Source organism: Streptomyces sp. NPDC086777, assembly GCF_040702065.1.
Taxonomy (GTDB): Bacteria; Actinomycetota; Actinomycetes; order Streptomycetales; family Streptomycetaceae; genus Streptomyces.
Window position 1 is genome coordinate 163,691 of sequence record NZ_JBFBJI010000019.1, and the last position, 17,430, is coordinate 181,120.

Genomic DNA, 17,430 nt, shown 5'->3' on the forward strand with positions numbered 1-17,430 from the left:
GTCGTTACCGCCATGGGCCAGGCCGGCGACGGGCTCGTCACAGAAGACCGCCAGCGGTTCGCGGGGCAGGGCCCCGCGGGGAGCACGCACCCGCCCGCCCGGTCCCGCGACGCGGCCGGCACGCGCGGTGTCACGGAGCGATCCGCAGACTCGCGATCAGCCCGTCGCGCAGGCGGAAGGTCATGGGGCCGGTCCCGTGGTGACCGTTGCCGGTCACGGTCAGCGTCACGACATAGGTGTCGGCCGACGCGCCGGGCTCGATCGCGTCCAGCGCGAAATGCGCCTGTACGCCGATGTTGTCGGTCCGGTCCCAGGCGCGCACGCCGTCGCGGCCGCGGTAGGCGCGGCCCCAGTCGTCGAGTTCGGCGTCGTCGGTGAACGCGGCGGCGAACGCCTCGGCGTCGCCGCGGTTGGTCGCCTCGACGAAGGCCGCGACGGCCGCGGGGACTTCGATGGTGCTCATGGCGGACTCCTCAGCTCTGGACGGTGAGCAGGTCGGCGAGACCGATACGGGTGAGGAAGCCGCGGCGGATACGGTCGGCGGTCACGGAGACCTCCGCGGATCCGTCGTCGGCGGGGTCGACGTGCACGCGGTAGGGGCGCTTCCCGGCGGGCAGGGCGACGATGCGGGCGATCTCCTCGGAGACGAGTGACGCGGGCGCGTCCTCGGGGGCGAGGGCGGCGAGCTTGGTCGCCATCTGCTCCACCAGGCCGGGGTAGCGGCTCTCGTACTCGGCCTCGACGGCGGTGTCGTCGGGGTGGCCGGAGTGGGCGAAGTGGTTGGTGCCGCTGGTGAAGGAGCCGGGGACGACGATGGAGGTCTCCACGCCCCAGCGGGCGAGTTCACCGGCATAGGACACCGCGAGGGAGTCCATGGCGGCCTTCGCCGCGAAGTAGGGGGCGAGGTAGGGCGGGGTGCCGCCCTTGACGCTGCTGCTGGACACCCAGAGCACCAGTCCTCGCCGGCGGCGGCGCATGCCGGGCAGCACGGCACGGTTGACGCGCTGGGTGGACAGGACGTTCACGTTGTAGAGCTCGGCGAGCTGGTCCGGGGTGAAGGCCTCGGCGGGCCCGGTCACCATGTGCCCGGCGTTGTGGATCAGCACGTCGACGCGGCCGTGTTCGGCTTCGATCCGTGCGACGGCGGCGTCGACCGAGTGCTGGGAGTTCACGTCGAGCTCGATGGACCGCAGGTCGACGTGGTGCTCGTCGGCGTACCGGGCGGCGGCCCGGACCTGGGGCGCGTTGCGGCCGGTGGTCTCGCGCATGCCGGCGTGGACGGTGTGGCCGGCGTCCGCCAGCGCGCGGGCGGTGAGGGCTCCGAAGCCGCTGGAGGCGCCGGTGATGACGACGACGTTGCCGGTGGTGGACATGGACGTGGTTCCTTTCCGCGATGACGGTGCGGGGGCGTGGTGGTGGAGGTACGGCGCGGTCAGGCGAGTCCGCCGTTGGCGTAGAGGACCTGTCCGTTGACCCAGCGGGCGGGACCGGCCAGGAACGAGACGACCTCGGCGATGTCCCCGGGCTCACCGAGCCGCTCCAGCGGGGTCGCCCTGGCGAAGTTCGCGATGGCGGCGTGGTCCTTGCCGTCCAGGAAAAGCGGCGTGGCGGTGGGGCCGGGCGCGACGGCGTTGACGGTGATGTCCCGGCCGCGCAGCTCGCGGGCGAGGATGAGGGTGATGCCCTCCACCGCGGCCTTGCTGGCGACGTAGGCGCCGTAGCCCGGCAGCTGGGTGCGGACCACCGAGGTCGAGACGTTGACGATCGCGCCGCCCGTGCGGACCCTGCGGGCCGCCTGCTGGGAGACGACGAAGGTGCCGCGGATGTTCGTCCGGTGCATCCGGTCCAGGTCGGCGAGGTCGAATGTCGCGATCGGGGCCAGGATCATGATGCCGGCGGTGTTCACGACCACGTCGATGCCACCGAAGGCCGACTCGACGGCGTCGAAGGCCGCGCTCATCGCGCCCTCGTCGGCGATGTCGGCGCCCACCGCCATGTCCCGGCCGCCGGCGGCGGTGATCGCGGCCACGGTGCCCTCGGCCCGGGCCTTGTTTCCCGCGTACTGCACGGCGACCGCGAAACCGTCCCGGGCGAGCCGTTCGGCCGCGACGCGGCCGATGCCGCCCGAGCCTCCGGTGACCAGTGCGACACGGTCGGTGGTGGGGGTGCTCATGGGGGTCTCCTCTGCAGGTGCAGCTAAATGAACGACACGTTCATATAAGCATGAAATGAACTCGCCGTCCACATCCAGGGGGCGAGTCCTGTGCGGAATGCCGTAGCGGCTGGGCTAGGACGGACGCCGGTCCGCCGACGGGTCCCGCGCGGTGTCCCCGGCCGGCGACAGGCGGAGGGTGAACACGGCACCACCCTCCGCGCCCCGGGCCCGGGCGGTCAGGGTGGCGTCCAGCCGGACGGCCAGGCGGTGTGCGATGGCCAGGCCGAGACCGGTGCCGACCGGGCGCAGCCCCCGGTACCGCTCGTGGAGCGCGCCGCGCTCGAACGCGACCGCCAGGTCGTCCTCCGTCAGGCCGGGACCCCCGTCGCGCACCTCGACCTCCACGGCGTCGTCCCCGGAGCGCACGGCGAGCACGACGGGAGCGCCCGCCGGAGTGAGCCGCAGGGCGTTGGCGAGCAGGCAGTCCGTCAGCTGCCGGACCCGGAAACCGTCGGTGCGCACCAGCAGGGCCCGGCCGGGGTGCTCCAGCCGGAAGTCGACGCCGTGCCGGGCGCACCGCTCCCGCCAGGTCGTCGCGGCCTCGCGGGCGAGCGCGTCGAGGTCGGTGTCCGCCACGTCGAGCCGGAAGTCGTCGGTCTCCAGGGCCGCCAGGTCGAGCAGGTCGGCGAGGAAGCGGTCCAGGCGCCGGGCCTCGGCGCGCAGGACGCGGCCCACCTCGGGCAGCCGCTCGGCCGGCACGACCTCGTCGGCGAGGGCTTCCGCGTAGCCGAGGACGCTGGTCAGCGGGGTGCGGATCTCGTGGGAGACGGACAGCAGGAAGTCCCGCTGCCGGCGTTCGCCGTTGGCCAGTGCGGTGTCGAGGACGCCGAGGGCCCGGCCCAGTTCGACCGCCTCGGCCGGGCCGGGCGCGGCGGCCGGGTCGGGGTCGGCCACGCCCCGTTCCCCCGCGGCGAGCCGGGCGGCGACGCGCACGGCGTGCCCGAGCGGGCGGGCGAGCCGACGGGCCAGCAGCACGCCGGCCGCGGCCGCGCCCGCCAGGCCCGCGCCGAGCGGGAGCAGCAGGTCCCGGCGCATCCGGGCGGCCGCCGAGTCGACGTCGGTGAGCGGTCCGGTGAGGACGACGGCTCCGCCCCTGCGGGCCGGGACGCCCTCGACGAGGACTTCGGTGCCCCGGAGTTCGCCGGTCGACGACAGGGTCCTGCCGGACAGCAGGATGTCACGCTGCGGCGTGCCGAGCGCGGGGGCCGCGGGGCCGCTGACGACACCCGCCGCGTCGACGACGGCGATCTCGACGCCGTTCGCGCCGGCGATCCGCTGCTCCCCCTCGTACAGCAGCGCCGACAGGGCCGGCACCCGGCTGAGCACCCGGGCCTGCCGGGCGAGCTGGTCGCGTTCCTGGGCCTCGGCGGTGCCCCGCAGGGTGTGCCAGGCGACCAGTCCGGTCAGCAGGACGGCCACCGTGGTCACGGCACCGGCCAGCAGGACCAGTTCGCCCGCGAGTCCGGTACGGCGGCGCGGCCGGCCGGTGGCGCGGGACGCGGTCATCCGGCCATGTCCGTGGCGCCGTACCCCACCCCGCGCACGGTGCGGATGGGGCTCGCGTCGCCGAGTTTGCCGCGCAGCTGGGACACGTAGACGTCGACCACACGCGGATCGCGGTACGACGACTCCTCGCCCCACACCTGGGCCAGCAGCTCACGCCGGGTGAAGACCCGGCCGCGCCGGTCGAGGAGGTGGACGAGCAGGTTGAACTCGGTCGCGGTCAGCTCGATCTCCGCACCGTCCCGGTGCACGGTGCGCCGGGCCGTGTCCACCCGCAGGCCGCCGACCACGTGGGTACGGCCGCCGGGCGCGCCCCGGCTGCGGCGCAGCACGGTGTTGACCCGGGCGACGAGTTCGCCCGGGGAGAAGGGTTTCGTGATGTAGTCGTCGGCGCCGAGCTCCAGGCCGAGGATGCGGTCGGACTCGTCGGCGCGCGCGGTCACCATGAGGACGGGGGTCCAGTCGTCGCGTTCCCGCAGCCGCCGGCAGAGGGTCACGCCGTCCAGTCCCGGCAGCGCGACGTCCAGGACGACGGCCACCGGACGAAGGCGGGCGACGGCGTCCAGGCCGCGCAGGCCGTCGGTCTCGACGTGGGTGTCGAAGCCGTTGCGGGCCAGGTAGAGCTCCTGCAGGGAGGCGATGTTCCGGTCGTCCTCGACGATCAGCACCAGTCCGTTCCCGCTGTTCACGCCCGCCTCCGTCCGCCGCCCTGCCGTCGGGCCCCCGCGTGCCGGTGGGCCTGCGGTGATCCTAAGCAGCGCGGACGACGCGTCCCGGGCCCGGCCCGGTCCTGCGGGGCGGCCTAACAGTCCTCTAACACAACCCCGATGATCCCCTCGTGCCCCGCGGGTCATGATCGGGGCCGGACTCCGGGGGCGGCCCGCCCACGGCCGGCTGGGGGGGCGTCGAGCGCTGCCCACCGCCCGGTCGCGGGCGGCCGCGGCCCCTCCCTGCGACGACCTCGGGAAGAAGGCATGCGACTCTCCGGCCAGAACCACGTGACACCCGTGAAGGACACCGGCCCGCCGGGGCGCGGTCTGCTGTACGGCGTGGGCCGTGCCTGCGCGCGCCGCCCCTGGTGGGTGCTCTGCGTGTGGCTCCTCGTGCTGCTCGCCGCGGTCGCCGCCGACCACGCCTGGGGCGGCTCCTACGCCGACGACTTCGACCTGTCGGGCACGCCGTCCCGAACCGGCTCCGACCTGCTCGACGCCCATGGCGCCGCGGGTTCGCGGGGCGTCGCCGCGCAGATCGTCGTCCGCTCGGACGACGGACCGCTCACCGCACACGGCGAAGCCCTCACGGGGGCCGGGGACCGGCTCACCGCGCTGCCCGAGGTGCTCTCGGTCGCGAACCCGCTCGACACGGCGGGCGCGGTCGCGGCCGACGGCCGTACCGGCTACTACACCGTCCGGTTCCGGGAGAATCCCGCGCAGTTCGAGAAGTCGTACGTCGACCAGGTGAACGGCGCCGTGCGCGGACTGCGGGCCGACGACGTCACCGTGGAGTACGGCGGGCCGCTCGGGCAGCTGGCCCGCCCGGCGGCGGCCGACCGTGCGTCGGAGGCGATCGGCATCGGCACGGCCGTACTGGTGCTGCTGCTGGGCTTCGGCAGTGTGGCGGCGGCCGGTTTCCCGCTGCTCACCGCGATCATCGGGCTGCTCGCCGGGCTGAGCGTCCTCGGGCTGCTCGCCGCCCAGTACTCGTTCGCGGCGGCCTCTCCGACGCTGGCGACGATGATGGGGCTGGGCGTCGGCCTGGACTACTCGCTGTTCCTCGTCACCCGGCACCGCAAACTGCTGCACTCCGCCGAGGATCCGGTGGCGGCGGCCGCGCGGACCGTCGCCACCAGCGGGCGCGCCGTCCTGGTGGCCGCGCTCACCGTGACCGCGGCGCTCGCCGGGCTGTTCGCCTCCGGGGTCGACTTCATCGGCATGCTCGGCGTGGCCGCCGGCACCACCGTCCTGGTCGGCGCCCTGGCCGCGCTCACCCTGACCCCCGCACTGCTGGGGCTGGCCGGACGGCGCATCGACCGCTGGCACGTCCGCACCCCGGTGGACGAACCCGACGACCGCGGTGACATCTGGCACCGCTGGGCCGCGACGGTCCGCCGGCGCCCCTGGACGTTCCTGCTGCTGGGCCTCGTGCTGCTCGGTGTGCTGGGGGCGCCCGCGGCGTCGCTGCGGCTGGGGCACGTCGACGCGGGTGCCTCCCCGGCGTCGTACACCGAGCGCCGCGCCTACGACCTGGTCGCGCAGGGCTTCGGGCCGGGCACCAACGGGCCGCTGACCGTCGTCGTCACCCTCGACAAGGACCACGCCACGACGGGCGCGGAGCGCGACGCGCTCGCCGACAGCCTGCGGGACGTGCTCACCGGCACCCGGGGGGTCGCCTCCGCCACGCGGCCGGCACCCACCGGGGACGGCGCGCTGCTCGTCTCGACGGTCACGCCGGACAGCGGGCCGCAGGACCGGGCGACCACCGACCTGGTGCACCGGCTGCAGGACGACGTGCTGCCCGGCGTCCTCTCCGCCCAGGGCGCGACCGGCTATCTGACCGGCACCACCGCCGCCCAGCAGGACTTCCGGGACATCCTGGCCGACCGGCTGCCGGTGGTCGTCGGCGTGGTGGTCGCAGCGGCGTTCGTGCTGCTGCTGGCGGTGTTCCGCAGTCCGCTGGTGGCGCTCAAGGCCGCGGTGCTGAACCTGCTGTCGATCACCGCGTCGTTCGGGGTGGTGGTGGCGGTCTTCCAATGGGGCTGGGGCGCGCGGCTGTTCGGCATCGACGAGTCCGTTCCGGTGGAGTCGTACGTGCCGATGATGATGTTCGCGATCGTCTTCGGTCTCTCCATGGACTACGAGATCTTCCTGTTGTCCAGGGTGCGGGAGACCTGGCTGGAGACGCGCGACAACCACCGCAGTGTGGCCGTCGGACTGGCCGGCACCGCGCGTGTCATCACCTGCGCCGCGCTGATCATGACCAGTGTGTTCCTCGCCTTCCTGCTGTCGACCAGCGTCGTCATCAAGATGCTGGCGCTGGGGCTGGGCGTCAGCGTGGTCCTGGACGCCACCGTGGTACGGCTGTTGCTGGTGCCCGCCGCCATGTACCTGCTGGGCGAGGCCAACTGGTGGATCCCGCGGTGGCTGGACCGGCTGCTGCCGCGGCTGGATCCGGAGGGCCCCGGGCACCCGCACGGGCCGGCGGAGCCCGCGGAGCCGGCCGCCTCCTGCGGCCCGGTGCCGCGGTGACGGCCCGGCCGGGCGGCACGGCTTCGCCGGCCGTCCGTGGCACCTCGGCCGGCCGGACCTCCGTGCCCGCACCGCGCCGGCGTCGGCGCGGCCGGCGGCTGACGGCGGCCGCCGTGGTCCTGGTGGTGCTGCTCGCCGGAACCGCCGAGCTCCTCGCGCGCGGGCTGGTCGGCGCGCGGCTCTCCGGCCGGCTCCGGGAGCGGATCGGCGTCAACCAGGTGCATCTCGGCGGGTCCGCGCTGCTGGGCCTGGCCCGGGGCCGGTTCGGCCGGGTGACGGTCACGGGCGAGGACGCGCGGCTCGGCCGCCTCACCGGGGCGTCGGTGGACCTCAGGCTGACCGACGTGGAGGTGCGCGGCACACCGCGCGTCGGACGGCTGCGCGGCCGGATCACGGTACCGGTCGACGCCCTCGCGCGGTCCCTGGGCCAGGGCACCGGGGGACCGGCCGTCTCGGGGGTGAGCACCGATCCGGAGCACGGCACCCTCGTGCTCTCGGTACGCGGCGGGCTGGGCACCGTCACGGTCCGGCCGCTTCTCCAGGACGGCCGGGCGGCGTTCGAGCTCGTGGACGCCCGCGTCCTCGGAGAGCCGGCGCCCGCCGGGGTCGTCGGCGCGATCGAGGAGGCGTTGCACGCGCAGTCCGCACGGCAGCCCGCCCCCGGGCCGGTGAAGGTGACGGCGCTGGACGTCACCTCGGCGGGGCTGGTGGGCACGGTCCGGGCCGACGACGTGACCTTCGGCCGGGGGGCGGACTGAGGCGGCGCCCGGCCGCGCCGCGAGCCGTGGTAGCGCGCCGGGCGCGTCGCCCCGCGTGCCCGGCGGCCGAGGACCGGTGACCGGCCCCGCGCAAAGGGCCGCCGCCCCCTCGCCGTCGTCGCCGTGTCCGGCGCCCGGCTGCCCGGGGACGGACGGCGGAGGGAGTCCTCCGCTCAGCGCAGGTCCGCCTCCTCGCCCGGTCCGCCGGGCTCGGACCGCTGCCGTCCCGGACCGGGCAGGACCCGCCGCCCGGGGTCGGCGCCGCCGGGGCGGCCCGGTCCCGCCGTGACCACCAGCACTTCGTCCTCGGCCTGCCACACACGCCGTTCGGACGTGCCCGGGGACAGGCGGACGGCTCCGTACCGGCGGCCCGCCCGCGGCCTGTGCGCGTGATAGCCGATCGCGCACTCACCGCGCGCCAGCGCGGCCGCGGCCACCGTGGCGAACGCGGCCTCGCGGCCCGGCAGTACGTAGTGGTCGGCGGTGCGCAGGGCGAGCGCTCCGCCACGGGTCGTGAAGATCTCCTCGAACACGGCGGCGAGTTCGGGGGCGTGCGCGATCTGCGCCATGACCAGGGCGGTGAGTTCGCCGCGGACGACGACGTCGGAGGCGTGGCCGAGCGGGGCCACCCTGCCACTGCGGCGGTCGTGCAACTCGGCCACCACCGGCAGCACCCGGCCCGTCCGTTCCTCCCATGAGCGCAGGGTCAGCAGCGCCAGCAGGGTCGGGGCGTCGGAGCACCCGGGCGGGCTCCCGTGGTCCGCGCCGAGGGCGATCACGCCGTCGTACACGGAGAGTTCGAGGCCGTGCAGCGCCTCGGGGGCGGCCAGGTCCCGGGTGTGGTGCGTGACCGCGAGCGCCGGGGCGTCGGCACCGGGGCCGCGGACCTCCTGTCGCGGGAGGACGAGTCCGAGGTCGGTACCCGGGTCCGTGAGGATGTCGAGCGAGGAGCCCGGCGCGGCGGTTCGGCGCAGGGTGTCCACGATCATCGGCGCACGCCGGTTCCAGCCCAGCAGCAGGAGCCGGGAGGGCGGTTCGGGCAGGGGCCCCGGTGGTGCGACGGCCGTCGCGTCGACCGCTGCCCAGCGCTCCAGGAGCGGGGGCGGCCGGTCGTCGTGGGCGACGGTGACGAGCCGGTCGCCCGGTTCCAGAACCGTCGCGGGCGACGGCGTGAGCAAGGGGCGGCCGTCCCGCAGCAGACCGACGGCGCAGGCCGCGTCGAAGCGGAGGGCGACCTCCTCGAAGGACAGTCCTGTCGCCTCCGGCACGTCGGTCACATGGAACTCGGCCCCGGAGAAGTCCAGGAGGTCACGCAGGACCGAGGGCATCCCCGGGCGTCGGGCGGACTGCACGAGCAGCCGTGCGGCGGTCCCGTCGGTCTCCAGGACGGTGCCGCTCGGCCCGGCGGCCAGGCGCGCGGCGGACAGACAGCGGCCGTCGTGCACCGCCGCCACCACCCGTGGCCCGGGCCCGTCGGCCAGCAGGGTGCGCAGCGCCAGCAGCGTCCGTACGGTCGTCGGATCGCCGTCGGCGTCCTCGGCGGGCAGCACCACCACCGCCCTGGCCGCGGCGGGTGTGACCAGTGCCAGGTCGTCGGGGTCGGTGAGGTCGCCGCTGCGGCAGACCAGCCGGGCGCCGTGGGCGGTGCCGAGGGCGGCCGTGAGCGCCGTCTCGGCCTGGGCCGGGTCCCGGTCGGCGAGCACGGTGATCACATGCCGTCCGCCGCCGGCCCGTCCGGCGATCAGTTCGCGGATCACGGTGACGATCTGGTCGTTCCAGCCGAGGACCACGTCGTGGTCGCGCTCCAGCACCCGGGAGCGGCCGCGCCGCAGTTCGGTGAGCTGTTCACCGAGACCCGTGGTGACGACTCCGACGACGGTCGACACGCACAGCAGGGCGATCAGGCCGAGCAGGACGGACAGCAGCATCCGCGTCGGCGCGCCCGTCACCGCACCGAGCCGCAGGGTCTCCGCGCTGGTGCGCCACACCTGGGCGAGGCGGCCGGAGAAGGAGTGCGGCGCGTCGGGATCGGTCCACACCAGCAGGGTGCTGACGGGGACGACGACGGCCAGGCAGCAGGCGGCGAGCCAGCCGAGCAGGGTTCCCGTGCTGCGGGCGAGTGTCCTGTCGAACAGGTACCGAGCCCGGTCCCGTAACGGAGTCCGCTCCTGCCCTCGGTCCACATCTGCCCCCTGGTCTGCGCGCACGCCCCGGCGAGTCGAAGCGTGCCGGGCCGGACACCGCGACACGCCGTCCGACCGGCACCTTCACACTTTCGGGCAGTGCCGGGCGGCTCAAACCCGGACCGGGCGAGCAGGTTTCCCCGGAGTGTTCAGCGGGGGTGCGGCCCGGGGGTGGCGACCGTCGTGCCCCGGAGCCGGGGCGTGGCGGACTCCGGCGCGCTGCAGCAGTGGGGGCAGTGCATGCGCGTACGACTCCGCGAGGCGGCTCTCGTCACGGTGGACGAACGTGTCGCCGACGACGAGCTGTAAGTGAGCACCATCCATGACACCTCCTGCCCCCGCTTCGCGGGCGCCCTCGAACGCGTCGGGCGCCGCTGGACCGGCTCGGTAGTGCGGGCCGCCGCGCAGGGCGCCCGGCGGTTCGACGAGTACCGCGCGCTGATCGAGGGGATCTCCGACCGCCTGCTCTCGCAACGGCTCAAGGAGCTGGAGTCCGCGGGCCTCCTCGAGCGCGCGGTCGTCCCGAGCACGCCCGTGCAGATCAGACCGTCCAGGCCCCCGTCGGGACTGGACGGGCGCCAGGACTCCGCGATGGCGTAGCTCTCGCGCTCGAGCGCGCCGCTCAGCCGGAGCAGCACGTCGGCCTTGTCCCGGAAGTAGAGGTGGAACGTCGAACGGGAGATCCCCGCCGACTGGGCGATGTGCTCCACGCTCAGTTCCGTGCAGGTCGCGCCCTGCCGGAGCAGCTCGTCGACGACCCCGAGGATCCGCTGCTCAGGGACGGCCCGCCGGTCCGCAGCGCCGGAAGGTCGTCGCGTCGTGGAAGCCATGCCGCCATCCTCGGCTCGCCCGCACCGCGCTCCGGACGACGGGTGGACATCGTGTCCGACACCTCGTCCGACGGCAGGAGCACCGGCCGCGCCGCGGTTCCCGGATGCCGCGCCCACCGACGTTTGCCATGCTGAATTCGCCGGGGTATGGAAGGAAGTGGCTGATGTGAGCGCCACGGATGAGGCACCACGACATCCGCCCGGGTCCGGCACCACCACGGCCGACGTGGTGGTCGACCAGTACGGCGTGATCACGAAGTGGAGTGCGGCGGCCGAGCGGAGTCTCGGTTTCACGGCCTCCGAGGTCGAGGGCGAGGCCGCCGGAAAGCTCCTGGCCGATGACCAGGAGATGCGGCCGGAGAGCGGCGGCGCCCTTCGCCTGGGCCGGGAGGCCCCGGTCTCCCTTCGGTGCCGCGACGGCGGCACCGCGGCCTTCCAGGTCCGTATCCGTCCCGCCACCGACGCGCCGGGCTGCTGGAACGTGGCCCTGACCCCCATGGCGGAGATCTCCGAGGCGCGGGCGGTGGACGACGCGGTCCTCGACGCCCTGTTCAACCGCTCCCCCACCAGTCTGTGCGTGTACGACCCACAGCTCAGGCTGCGCCGCTTCAACCCGGCGGCACGGGGCATGCCGGGTGTCTTCGACGAAACCTCCATCGGCCGGACGCCGCACCAGATCTGGCCGGACTCGAACGCCGACGCATACGAGGACGCCATGCGGCGCGTCCTGGCGACCGGCGTTCCGCGGATCGACTTCGAGAAGCGCGGCCGCCCGCCGGACGACCGCGAGCACGAGCACGTACTCCGCAACTCGATCTTCCGGCTGGAGGATTCCTCGGGCCAGGTCCTCGGGCTGGCGACCACGGCGATCGAGATCACCGAGCAGCGCCGTGCCGAACAGCAGATCGCGTTGCTCGCGGAGGCCAGTTCGGTGATCGGGACGTCGCTGGACGTGGTGGAGACCGGTCAGCAACTGGCGGAGATCGGCGTCCCCCGGCTCGCGGACGCCGTCACCGTCGACCTGTTCGCCCCGGTCCTCACGGGCGAGGACCCGGCCGCCACATCGTCCGTGCCCACCGCTAACGACCTCCTGCGGGTGGGCATGCGGGTCGCCTGCGACCGGATCGGCGCCACGAAGACCGGCTGCCTGGGACTGCCCTATCCGTCCGACGTGGCCGGGTTGGTGCGAGATCCCGAGCCACGGCAGGAGCGCGTCGACCTGCCCGCCTCCGACGACGAGCCGCTGTACCGGGGCACGCGCGGCCTGAGTGCCGCGTACTCGCTGGTGATACCGGTGACCGCCCGGGGCACGGTGCTGGGCTTCGTGTCGTTCTACGCCTTCGCGGTGGGCGACCCGTTCACCGACTTCGACGTCATGACCTGCCGCGAGCTGGTCTCCAGGGCCGCGCTCGGCATCGACAACGCCCGGCAGTACACCCGGGAGTACAACACGGCACGCGGCATGCAACGCGACCTCACGCCCCAGGACATCGTCGATCACGGTGCCGTGGAGACGGCCCACTACTTCGCACCCACCGCGTCGGAGGCGAACTGGTTCGACGTCATCCCCCTCTCGGGCGCCCGCGTCGCACTGGTCCTGGCCGCCACGGACGAGGCCGGTCTCCGTGGCGCGGCCGCCGTCGGGCGCCTCGGAGCGGCGGTGCACACCCTCACGCATCTGGATCTGAGCCCGGAGGAGGTGCTGGCCCGCCTGGACGGTGTCGTGAACAGCATCTCCGGCTACCAGTCCACCGATGTCGGTGGCCACGGCAGCGGTACGGCGGCCATGGACCTCCGGTGCGTGTACGCCGTGTACGACCCGGCCACAGGACTGCTCTCGCTGGCCAGCGCCGGGCACCGGCTGCCGGTCGTCGCCCGCCCGGACGGGACGGCGCAGGTGCCGGCCGCGCCGGTCGGTCCACCGCTGGGCAGCCCGGAGATGCGCGCCAAGGCGGAGGACCTGCGTCTGGAGGCGGGGAGCACTCTGGTGTTCTCGTCGTCCTTCGGCGACTCGGCCTCCGGGTCCGGCTCCGCTGCCGGATCAGCGGAGCAGGAGCGGCTGATGCGGACCCTGTCGGCCGCGGCCGGGGCGCCCCTGGGCGACCTCAAGGAGAAGGTGCTGGAGAGCGTCCGCTCCGGGCCCGCACCGTCCGACGGGGAGGTGCTGCTCCTGGCGCGCACCCAGTGTCTGCGCGACGACGACCTCGTCACCTGGGAATTCCCGGCCGATCCGGCCGTGGTCGCGACGGCACGCAGTCTGGTCGAGCACCAGCTGTGCCTCTGGGGGCTGGACGATGCCGCGTTCACGACCGAACTCGTGGTGAGCGAGCTGGTCACCAACGCCATCCGCTACGCGAGCGGGCCCTTCGGCCTGCGGATGATTCGCGACCATCGGGTGCTGATCTGCGAGGTCTCCGACACCAGCGGCACGGCCCCGCACCTGCGGTACGCGCGCTCCGGCGACGAGGGAGGGCGGGGACTGTTCCTGATCTCGGAACTGACGGACCGCTGGGGAACCCGGTTCGGCGAGAGCGGCAAGACCATCTGGGCCGAGCAGGACCTGGCGGCGGCGTGAGGCCGCGGCGGGCAGCTCCACCGGCCGGCGGGCCGGTCAACCGTGCCGGGTGTCCCGTACGGTCCGCTCACCGAGGTGGCCGGCCGCCGTCCGCCACGCGGCCGTCACCGCGTCGTGGGCCTGTGCGGTGCGCGCCGCCCGGTCACCGGTGAGGGTGACCGGTGCTCCGACGTGGACGTGCAGGGCCGGGCGGCGCAGGGGCGCGGTGACCAGTCCGGCGATCTGCTTGCCCGCCGTGCCCGAGCTGACCCGCCGGGCTCCTGCCTGCCCGACGGGGACGACGGGGGCGCCGGTGCGTTCCGCAAGCCGCGCCAGACCGCTGCGGAAGGCGCCGGGCGCGGCTTCGGCGGCATCGGTCCGCGCCGGGAGCCCGCCTTCGCCGTAGACGAGGACCGTGCGCCCTGCGCTCAGGGCGGCCGCCGAGAGGTCCAGACAGCGGGCGGCACGGCGGTCGTTGCGGTGGACCGGGATGTGGCCCTCGCGGGCGAGGACGCGCCCCAGCCAGGGGAGGCGCCACAGGCCGGCTGCCGCCATGACGGCCGGCTCGACGCCCAGGCGGCGCAGCGCGGCGAGAACGACAGCCGGATCGGCGAGGGAGGTGTGGTTGGCGACGATGATGCTGCCCCGCGCGAGGACCGCGCCGTTGTCGGCGGTCACGGCGAGCCGCCCGAAGGCCGGTAGCAGGACGTCGGCGAGGCGGCTGAGCATGAGGTCTCCCGGTGTCGAAGGTGATGGCCCTCATCCTTGCGGACCGGCGCCGGACGGACGTGAGCGCTGCTACTCAGCGTCTCCGGAGCCCGGTACTCGACCCGGGGAGGGTTCCGCCGTTCTTCCACTGAGCCGCAGGCGGTGCGGGGCAAGGACGTCTCCGTTCCGTGGAGTTCACCCGGCCGCCGCCGACGGTTGCCGGGAGGGTGCGAGCGCCGTACCTGCGCCGGGCGGCCGCCGGGCAGGGGGTGGATATCAAGGCCATTGATGCCAGCCTTAGTTCATGACTTGAGTTAACAGGTGAGATTCAACGCCCAGCAACCCCTGCGCAGTTGGAATCCTTCCGGGCCCTCTTCTGCCGCATCCCTTGACACCCCGATGACATGCCCTCAACACTCCTCGGCGGGAGAGCGCTCTCCCACTCGTCTCCGGGCACCCCCACGCCGGTTCGCCTCGATGCCGTGTCGGGGGGGGACGCCCGGCGACGGCCTCTGCCACCCCCACCCCTCAGGAGGTCTCCATGCCACGGAGATCGAAAGGCCTGTCAGCGACGCTGATCACCGCCGCGCTCCTGCTGACCTCGGCCGGCCTCGGCGGCATCGCCGTCAGCGCCGGGCCACCCGCCCCGCACAGCGCCGCCGCGCGGTCGTTCGCCGCCACCCACTCCGGTCACGCGATGGCCGCGTCCACGGCCACCTCCCCGGAGGATCCGGACGGCGACGGCTACATCCTGGCCAACCCGCCGGTGACCGGTGTGACGCCGTCCACCCAGGACCCGCCGCACCGCTATTTCCACGAGTTCCAGGCCAACTGCTCGGTCACCCACACCAGTCCGGACGACCCCGTCGTCTACCCGCAGCAACCGGGCAAGTCCCACGACCACACGTTCATGGGCAACACGACGACCGACGCGTACAGCACGACCGCCTCGCTGTCGGCCGGCGGCACCACGTGCAAGGCCCCCGGCGACCTGTCCGGCTACTGGATGCCCACGCTGTACAACGGCGACCAGCAGATCCTGCCCGTCGGCCCGCAGGTCATCTACTACAAGGCAGGCGTCACCGACTACACCAGCGTCCGGCCCTTCCCCAAGGGCCTGCGTTTCGTCGTCGGCAGCCCCCTGCAGAGCGCCGACGAGTTCCGCCACCACCCCGGCTTCGTCGAGGGCTGGGAGTGCGGTGACAGCTACTTCAACACCGAGTTCCCGGCGAGCTGCCCCAACCGGGCCGATGTTCAGCTCAACATCCGTTTCCAGGCACCCAGTTGCTGGGACGGCAGGTACCTCGACACCCCGGACCACAAGAGCCACATGGCCTATCCGGTGGTCAAGCCCGGCACCAACGACAACATCTGCCCGGCCGACCACCCGGTGGCCCTGCCGATGATCGAGTTCAAGATGGCCTTCCCGGTCAACGGCGACATGTCGAAGGTACGGCTCTCCAGCGGCACGGGGCACAGCTTCCACTACGACTTCTTCAACGCCTGGGACGACCGCACGCTCAAGGCCCTGGTCGACCACTGCGTCGTCGGCGGGCTGCAGTGCGACGCGCGCGGCTACGACGAGACCCATCCGGAGGCGGGCGCCGCGCTCGACGAGCACTACCGACTGCCCTGAGGAGCCGGCGAGATGACCCCACGCACCCGCATCCGTATCCCTTCGCACACCCGCCGCGTCGCGGCACCCCTGACCGCCGGCGTGCTGGCCGCCGGACTCCTCGCCGCCCTGCCCGCCGCCCAGGCGCACGCCGCGGGCAGCGTCGTCAAGGTCACCGGCGGCCAGGGCGCCTGGCAGCTGACGGTCGACGGGCAGCCGTACCAGATCAAGGGCCTGACCTGGGGCCCGAGCGTCGCGGACGCCGAGAAGTACATGCCCGACCTCAGGTCCATGGGCGTCAACACGATCCGCACCTGGGGCACCGACGCCACCAGCAAACCACTGTTCGACTCGGCGGCCGCGCACGGCATCAAGGTGATCGCGGGCTTCTGGCTCCAGCCCGGCGGCGGCCCCGGCAGCGGCGGCTGCGTCAACTACCTGACCGACACCGCGTACCGGAACCAGGTGCTCGACGAGTTCCCCAAGTGGGTCCAGACGTACAAGGACAACCCCGGCGTCCTCATGTGGGACGTCGGCAACGAGTCGGTCCTCGGCCTGCAGAACTGCTACAGCGGCGACGAACTGGAGCACCAGCGCGACGCCTACACCACCCTCGTCGACGACATCACCAAGAAGATCCACGCCATCGACCCGAACCACCCGGTCACGTCCACGGACGCGTGGGTCGGCGCCTGGCCGTACTTCAAGAAGAACGCGCCGGATCTCGACCTGTACGCCGTGAACTCCTACAACGCGGTCTGCGATGTCAAGGCCGCCTGGCAGCAAGGGGGTTACACCAAGCCCTACATCGTCACGGAGACCGGCCCGGCCGGCGAGTGGGAGGTCCCCGACGACGCCAACGGGGTCCCGCTGGAGCCCTCCGACCAGGCCAAGGCCGACGGGTACGCCCGGGCCTGGGGCTGCATCACCGGCCACCAGGGGGTCGCGCTCGGCGCCACGATGTTCCACTACGGCACCGAGTACGACTTCGGCGGCATCTGGTTCAACCTGCTGCCCGCCGGACAGAAGCGCCTGTCGTACTACGCCGTGAAGCGGGCCTACGGCGGCGACACCAGCCACGACAACACCCCGCCCGTCATCTCCGGCCTGACCGTGGAGGGCGGCGCGGGCCAGGTGCAGGCCGGACGCGACCTCGTCCTGTCCGTGCAGGCCACCGACCCCGACGGCGACCGGATCTCCTACGAGGTCCTCGACAACAGCATGTACGTCGACCAGAGCAAGAACCTCACCTCGCTGCCCTTCACCGATCTCGGCGGCGGCCGTCTGAGGTTCACCGCGCCCGACCGGCCGGGCGTCTGGAAGGTGTACGTCAAGGCGACGGACGGGCACGGCAACGTCGGCGTGGAGACGCGCTCGATCCGCGTCGTACCGCCGGTCCCGTCCGGCACCGACGTGGCACGCGGCAAACCCGCCACCGCCTCGTCGTACCAGCCGAGTTACGGTGACTGCCCGTGCACCGCGGCCAACGCGGTCGACGGCGACCAGGCCACCCGCTGGGCCAGTGACTGGAGCGACCCGCAGTGGCTCCAGGTCGACCTCGGCACCCGCACCACGTTCCGGCACGTCCAGCTGTCCTGGGAGGCCTCGTACGCGAAGGCGTACACGATCCAGACCTCCGACGACGGCCAGAACTGGCGGACCGTGCACACCGTGACCGACGGCAACGGCGGGATCGACGACTTCGACGTCACCGGCACCGGCCGCTACGTCCGCGTCAACGGCACGGCACGGGGCACCGGCTGGGGCTACTCACTGTACGAGTTCGGCGTCTACGCCTGACGCACGCGTCTCTCCCGGA

Annotated in this window: 13 protein-coding genes and 1 pseudogene; 6 read left to right on the forward strand and 8 right to left on the reverse strand. The window is 73.6% G+C overall.

What is annotated here, in order from left to right:
* Positions 1 to 130: 130 nt before the first annotated feature.
* From AB0472_RS26135 to AB0472_RS26155, 5 genes are all read right to left on the reverse strand, one after another.
* Entirely contained in the window at positions 131 to 463 is a 333-nt protein-coding gene (locus AB0472_RS26135) for a nuclear transport factor 2 family protein (protein ID WP_366359520.1), read from the reverse strand.
* A 10-nt stretch (positions 464 to 473) separates the two neighbouring features.
* Positions 474 to 1,373, reverse strand: a complete 900-nt coding sequence (locus AB0472_RS26140) for an SDR family oxidoreductase (protein WP_366359522.1) — start codon at positions 1,371 to 1,373, stop codon at positions 474 to 476.
* A 59-nt stretch (positions 1,374 to 1,432) separates the two neighbouring features.
* Positions 1,433 to 2,173 carry an SDR family oxidoreductase gene (locus AB0472_RS26145; RefSeq protein ID WP_366359524.1) on the reverse strand — a complete coding sequence of 247 codons (741 nt, stop codon included), beginning with the start codon at positions 2,171 to 2,173 and terminating at the stop codon, positions 1,433 to 1,435.
* A 114-nt stretch (positions 2,174 to 2,287) separates the two neighbouring features.
* Complete coding sequence (locus tag AB0472_RS26150; protein WP_366359525.1) at positions 2,288 to 3,721, reverse strand: HAMP domain-containing sensor histidine kinase; 1,434 nt, start codon at positions 3,719 to 3,721, stop codon at positions 2,288 to 2,290.
* A complete protein-coding gene (locus AB0472_RS26155) occupies positions 3,718 to 4,407 on the reverse strand; it encodes a response regulator transcription factor (protein ID WP_366359527.1) in 690 nt (229 codons plus the stop codon). Before AB0472_RS26155 ends, AB0472_RS26150 begins: the two co-directional genes overlap by 4 nt.
* A 285-nt stretch (positions 4,408 to 4,692) precedes the next feature.
* Between AB0472_RS26155 and AB0472_RS26160 the strand changes: the two genes are divergently transcribed.
* Positions 4,693 to 6,963, forward strand: a complete 2,271-nt coding sequence (locus tag AB0472_RS26160; RefSeq protein WP_366359528.1) for an MMPL family transporter — start codon at positions 4,693 to 4,695, stop codon at positions 6,961 to 6,963.
* A complete protein-coding gene (locus AB0472_RS26165) occupies positions 6,960 to 7,721 on the forward strand; it encodes a DUF2993 domain-containing protein (RefSeq protein ID WP_366359530.1) in 762 nt (253 codons plus the stop codon). Before AB0472_RS26160 ends, AB0472_RS26165 begins: the two co-directional genes overlap by 4 nt.
* A gap of 173 nt (positions 7,722 to 7,894) precedes the next feature.
* Here the strand turns inward: AB0472_RS26165 and AB0472_RS26170 are convergent, their stop codons facing one another.
* Positions 7,895 to 9,904, reverse strand: a complete 2,010-nt coding sequence (locus tag AB0472_RS26170; protein ID WP_366359532.1) for an NAD-binding lipoprotein — start codon at positions 9,902 to 9,904, stop codon at positions 7,895 to 7,897.
* A gap of 309 nt (positions 9,905 to 10,213) precedes the next feature.
* Here AB0472_RS26170 and AB0472_RS26175 point away from each other — a divergent pair, with 309 nt between their 5' ends.
* Positions 10,214 to 10,504, forward strand: coding sequence for a helix-turn-helix domain-containing protein (locus AB0472_RS26175; RefSeq protein WP_366359533.1), 291 nt, complete (start codon positions 10,214 to 10,216; stop codon positions 10,502 to 10,504).
* A 38-nt stretch (positions 10,505 to 10,542) separates the two neighbouring features.
* Here AB0472_RS26175 and AB0472_RS26180 read toward each other — a convergent pair.
* Positions 10,543 to 10,734: pseudogene (locus AB0472_RS26180) on the reverse strand (TetR family transcriptional regulator); the annotation flags it as partial.
* A 166-nt stretch (positions 10,735 to 10,900) separates the two neighbouring features.
* On the opposite strand from AB0472_RS26180, the gene AB0472_RS26185 reads away from it, so the two are divergent.
* The gene (locus tag AB0472_RS26185) at positions 10,901 to 13,309 is read left to right on the forward strand and encodes a SpoIIE family protein phosphatase (RefSeq protein ID WP_366359535.1); all 2,409 of its coding nucleotides are present in this window, start codon (positions 10,901 to 10,903) and stop codon (positions 13,307 to 13,309) included.
* A gap of 36 nt (positions 13,310 to 13,345) precedes the next feature.
* On the opposite strand, the gene AB0472_RS26190 is transcribed toward AB0472_RS26185, so the two are convergent.
* Complete coding sequence (locus AB0472_RS26190; protein WP_366359536.1) at positions 13,346 to 14,017, reverse strand: lysophospholipid acyltransferase family protein; 672 nt, start codon at positions 14,015 to 14,017, stop codon at positions 13,346 to 13,348.
* A 520-nt stretch (positions 14,018 to 14,537) separates the two neighbouring features.
* Between AB0472_RS26190 and AB0472_RS26195 the strand changes: the two genes are divergently transcribed.
* Together AB0472_RS26195 and AB0472_RS26200 are read left to right on the forward strand one after the other, a co-directional pair.
* A complete protein-coding gene (locus tag AB0472_RS26195) occupies positions 14,538 to 15,632 on the forward strand; it encodes a DUF1996 domain-containing protein (protein ID WP_366359538.1) in 1,095 nt (364 codons plus the stop codon).
* A 12-nt stretch (positions 15,633 to 15,644) separates the two neighbouring features.
* Positions 15,645 to 17,411 carry a discoidin domain-containing protein gene (locus AB0472_RS26200; protein WP_366359539.1) on the forward strand — a complete coding sequence of 589 codons (1,767 nt, stop codon included), beginning with the start codon at positions 15,645 to 15,647 and terminating at the stop codon, positions 17,409 to 17,411.
* Positions 17,412 to 17,430 lie beyond the last annotated feature (19 nt).

What these genes read in the sequence shown, in the direction of transcription:
- AB0472_RS26140 (WP_366359522.1), bottom strand. Translation starts at nt 1,373, where the DNA reads ATGTCCACCACCGGCAACGTCGTCGTCATCACCGGCGCCTCCAGCGGC.
- AB0472_RS26150 (WP_366359525.1), bottom strand. Translation starts at nt 3,721, where the DNA reads ATGACCGCGTCCCGCGCCACCGGCCGGCCGCGCCGCCGTACCGGACTC.
- AB0472_RS26190 (WP_366359536.1), bottom strand. Translation starts at nt 14,017, where the DNA reads ATGCTCAGCCGCCTCGCCGACGTCCTGCTACCGGCCTTCGGGCGGCTC.
- AB0472_RS26135 (WP_366359520.1), bottom strand. Translation starts at nt 463, where the DNA reads ATGAGCACCATCGAAGTCCCCGCGGCCGTCGCGGCCTTCGTCGAGGCG.
- AB0472_RS26200 (WP_366359539.1), top strand. Translation starts at nt 15,645, where the DNA reads ATGACCCCACGCACCCGCATCCGTATCCCTTCGCACACCCGCCGCGTC.
- AB0472_RS26195 (WP_366359538.1), top strand. Translation starts at nt 14,538, where the DNA reads ATGCCACGGAGATCGAAAGGCCTGTCAGCGACGCTGATCACCGCCGCG.
- AB0472_RS26145 (WP_366359524.1), bottom strand. Translation starts at nt 2,173, where the DNA reads ATGAGCACCCCCACCACCGACCGTGTCGCACTGGTCACCGGAGGCTCG.
- AB0472_RS26160 (WP_366359528.1), top strand. Translation starts at nt 4,693, where the DNA reads ATGCGACTCTCCGGCCAGAACCACGTGACACCCGTGAAGGACACCGGC.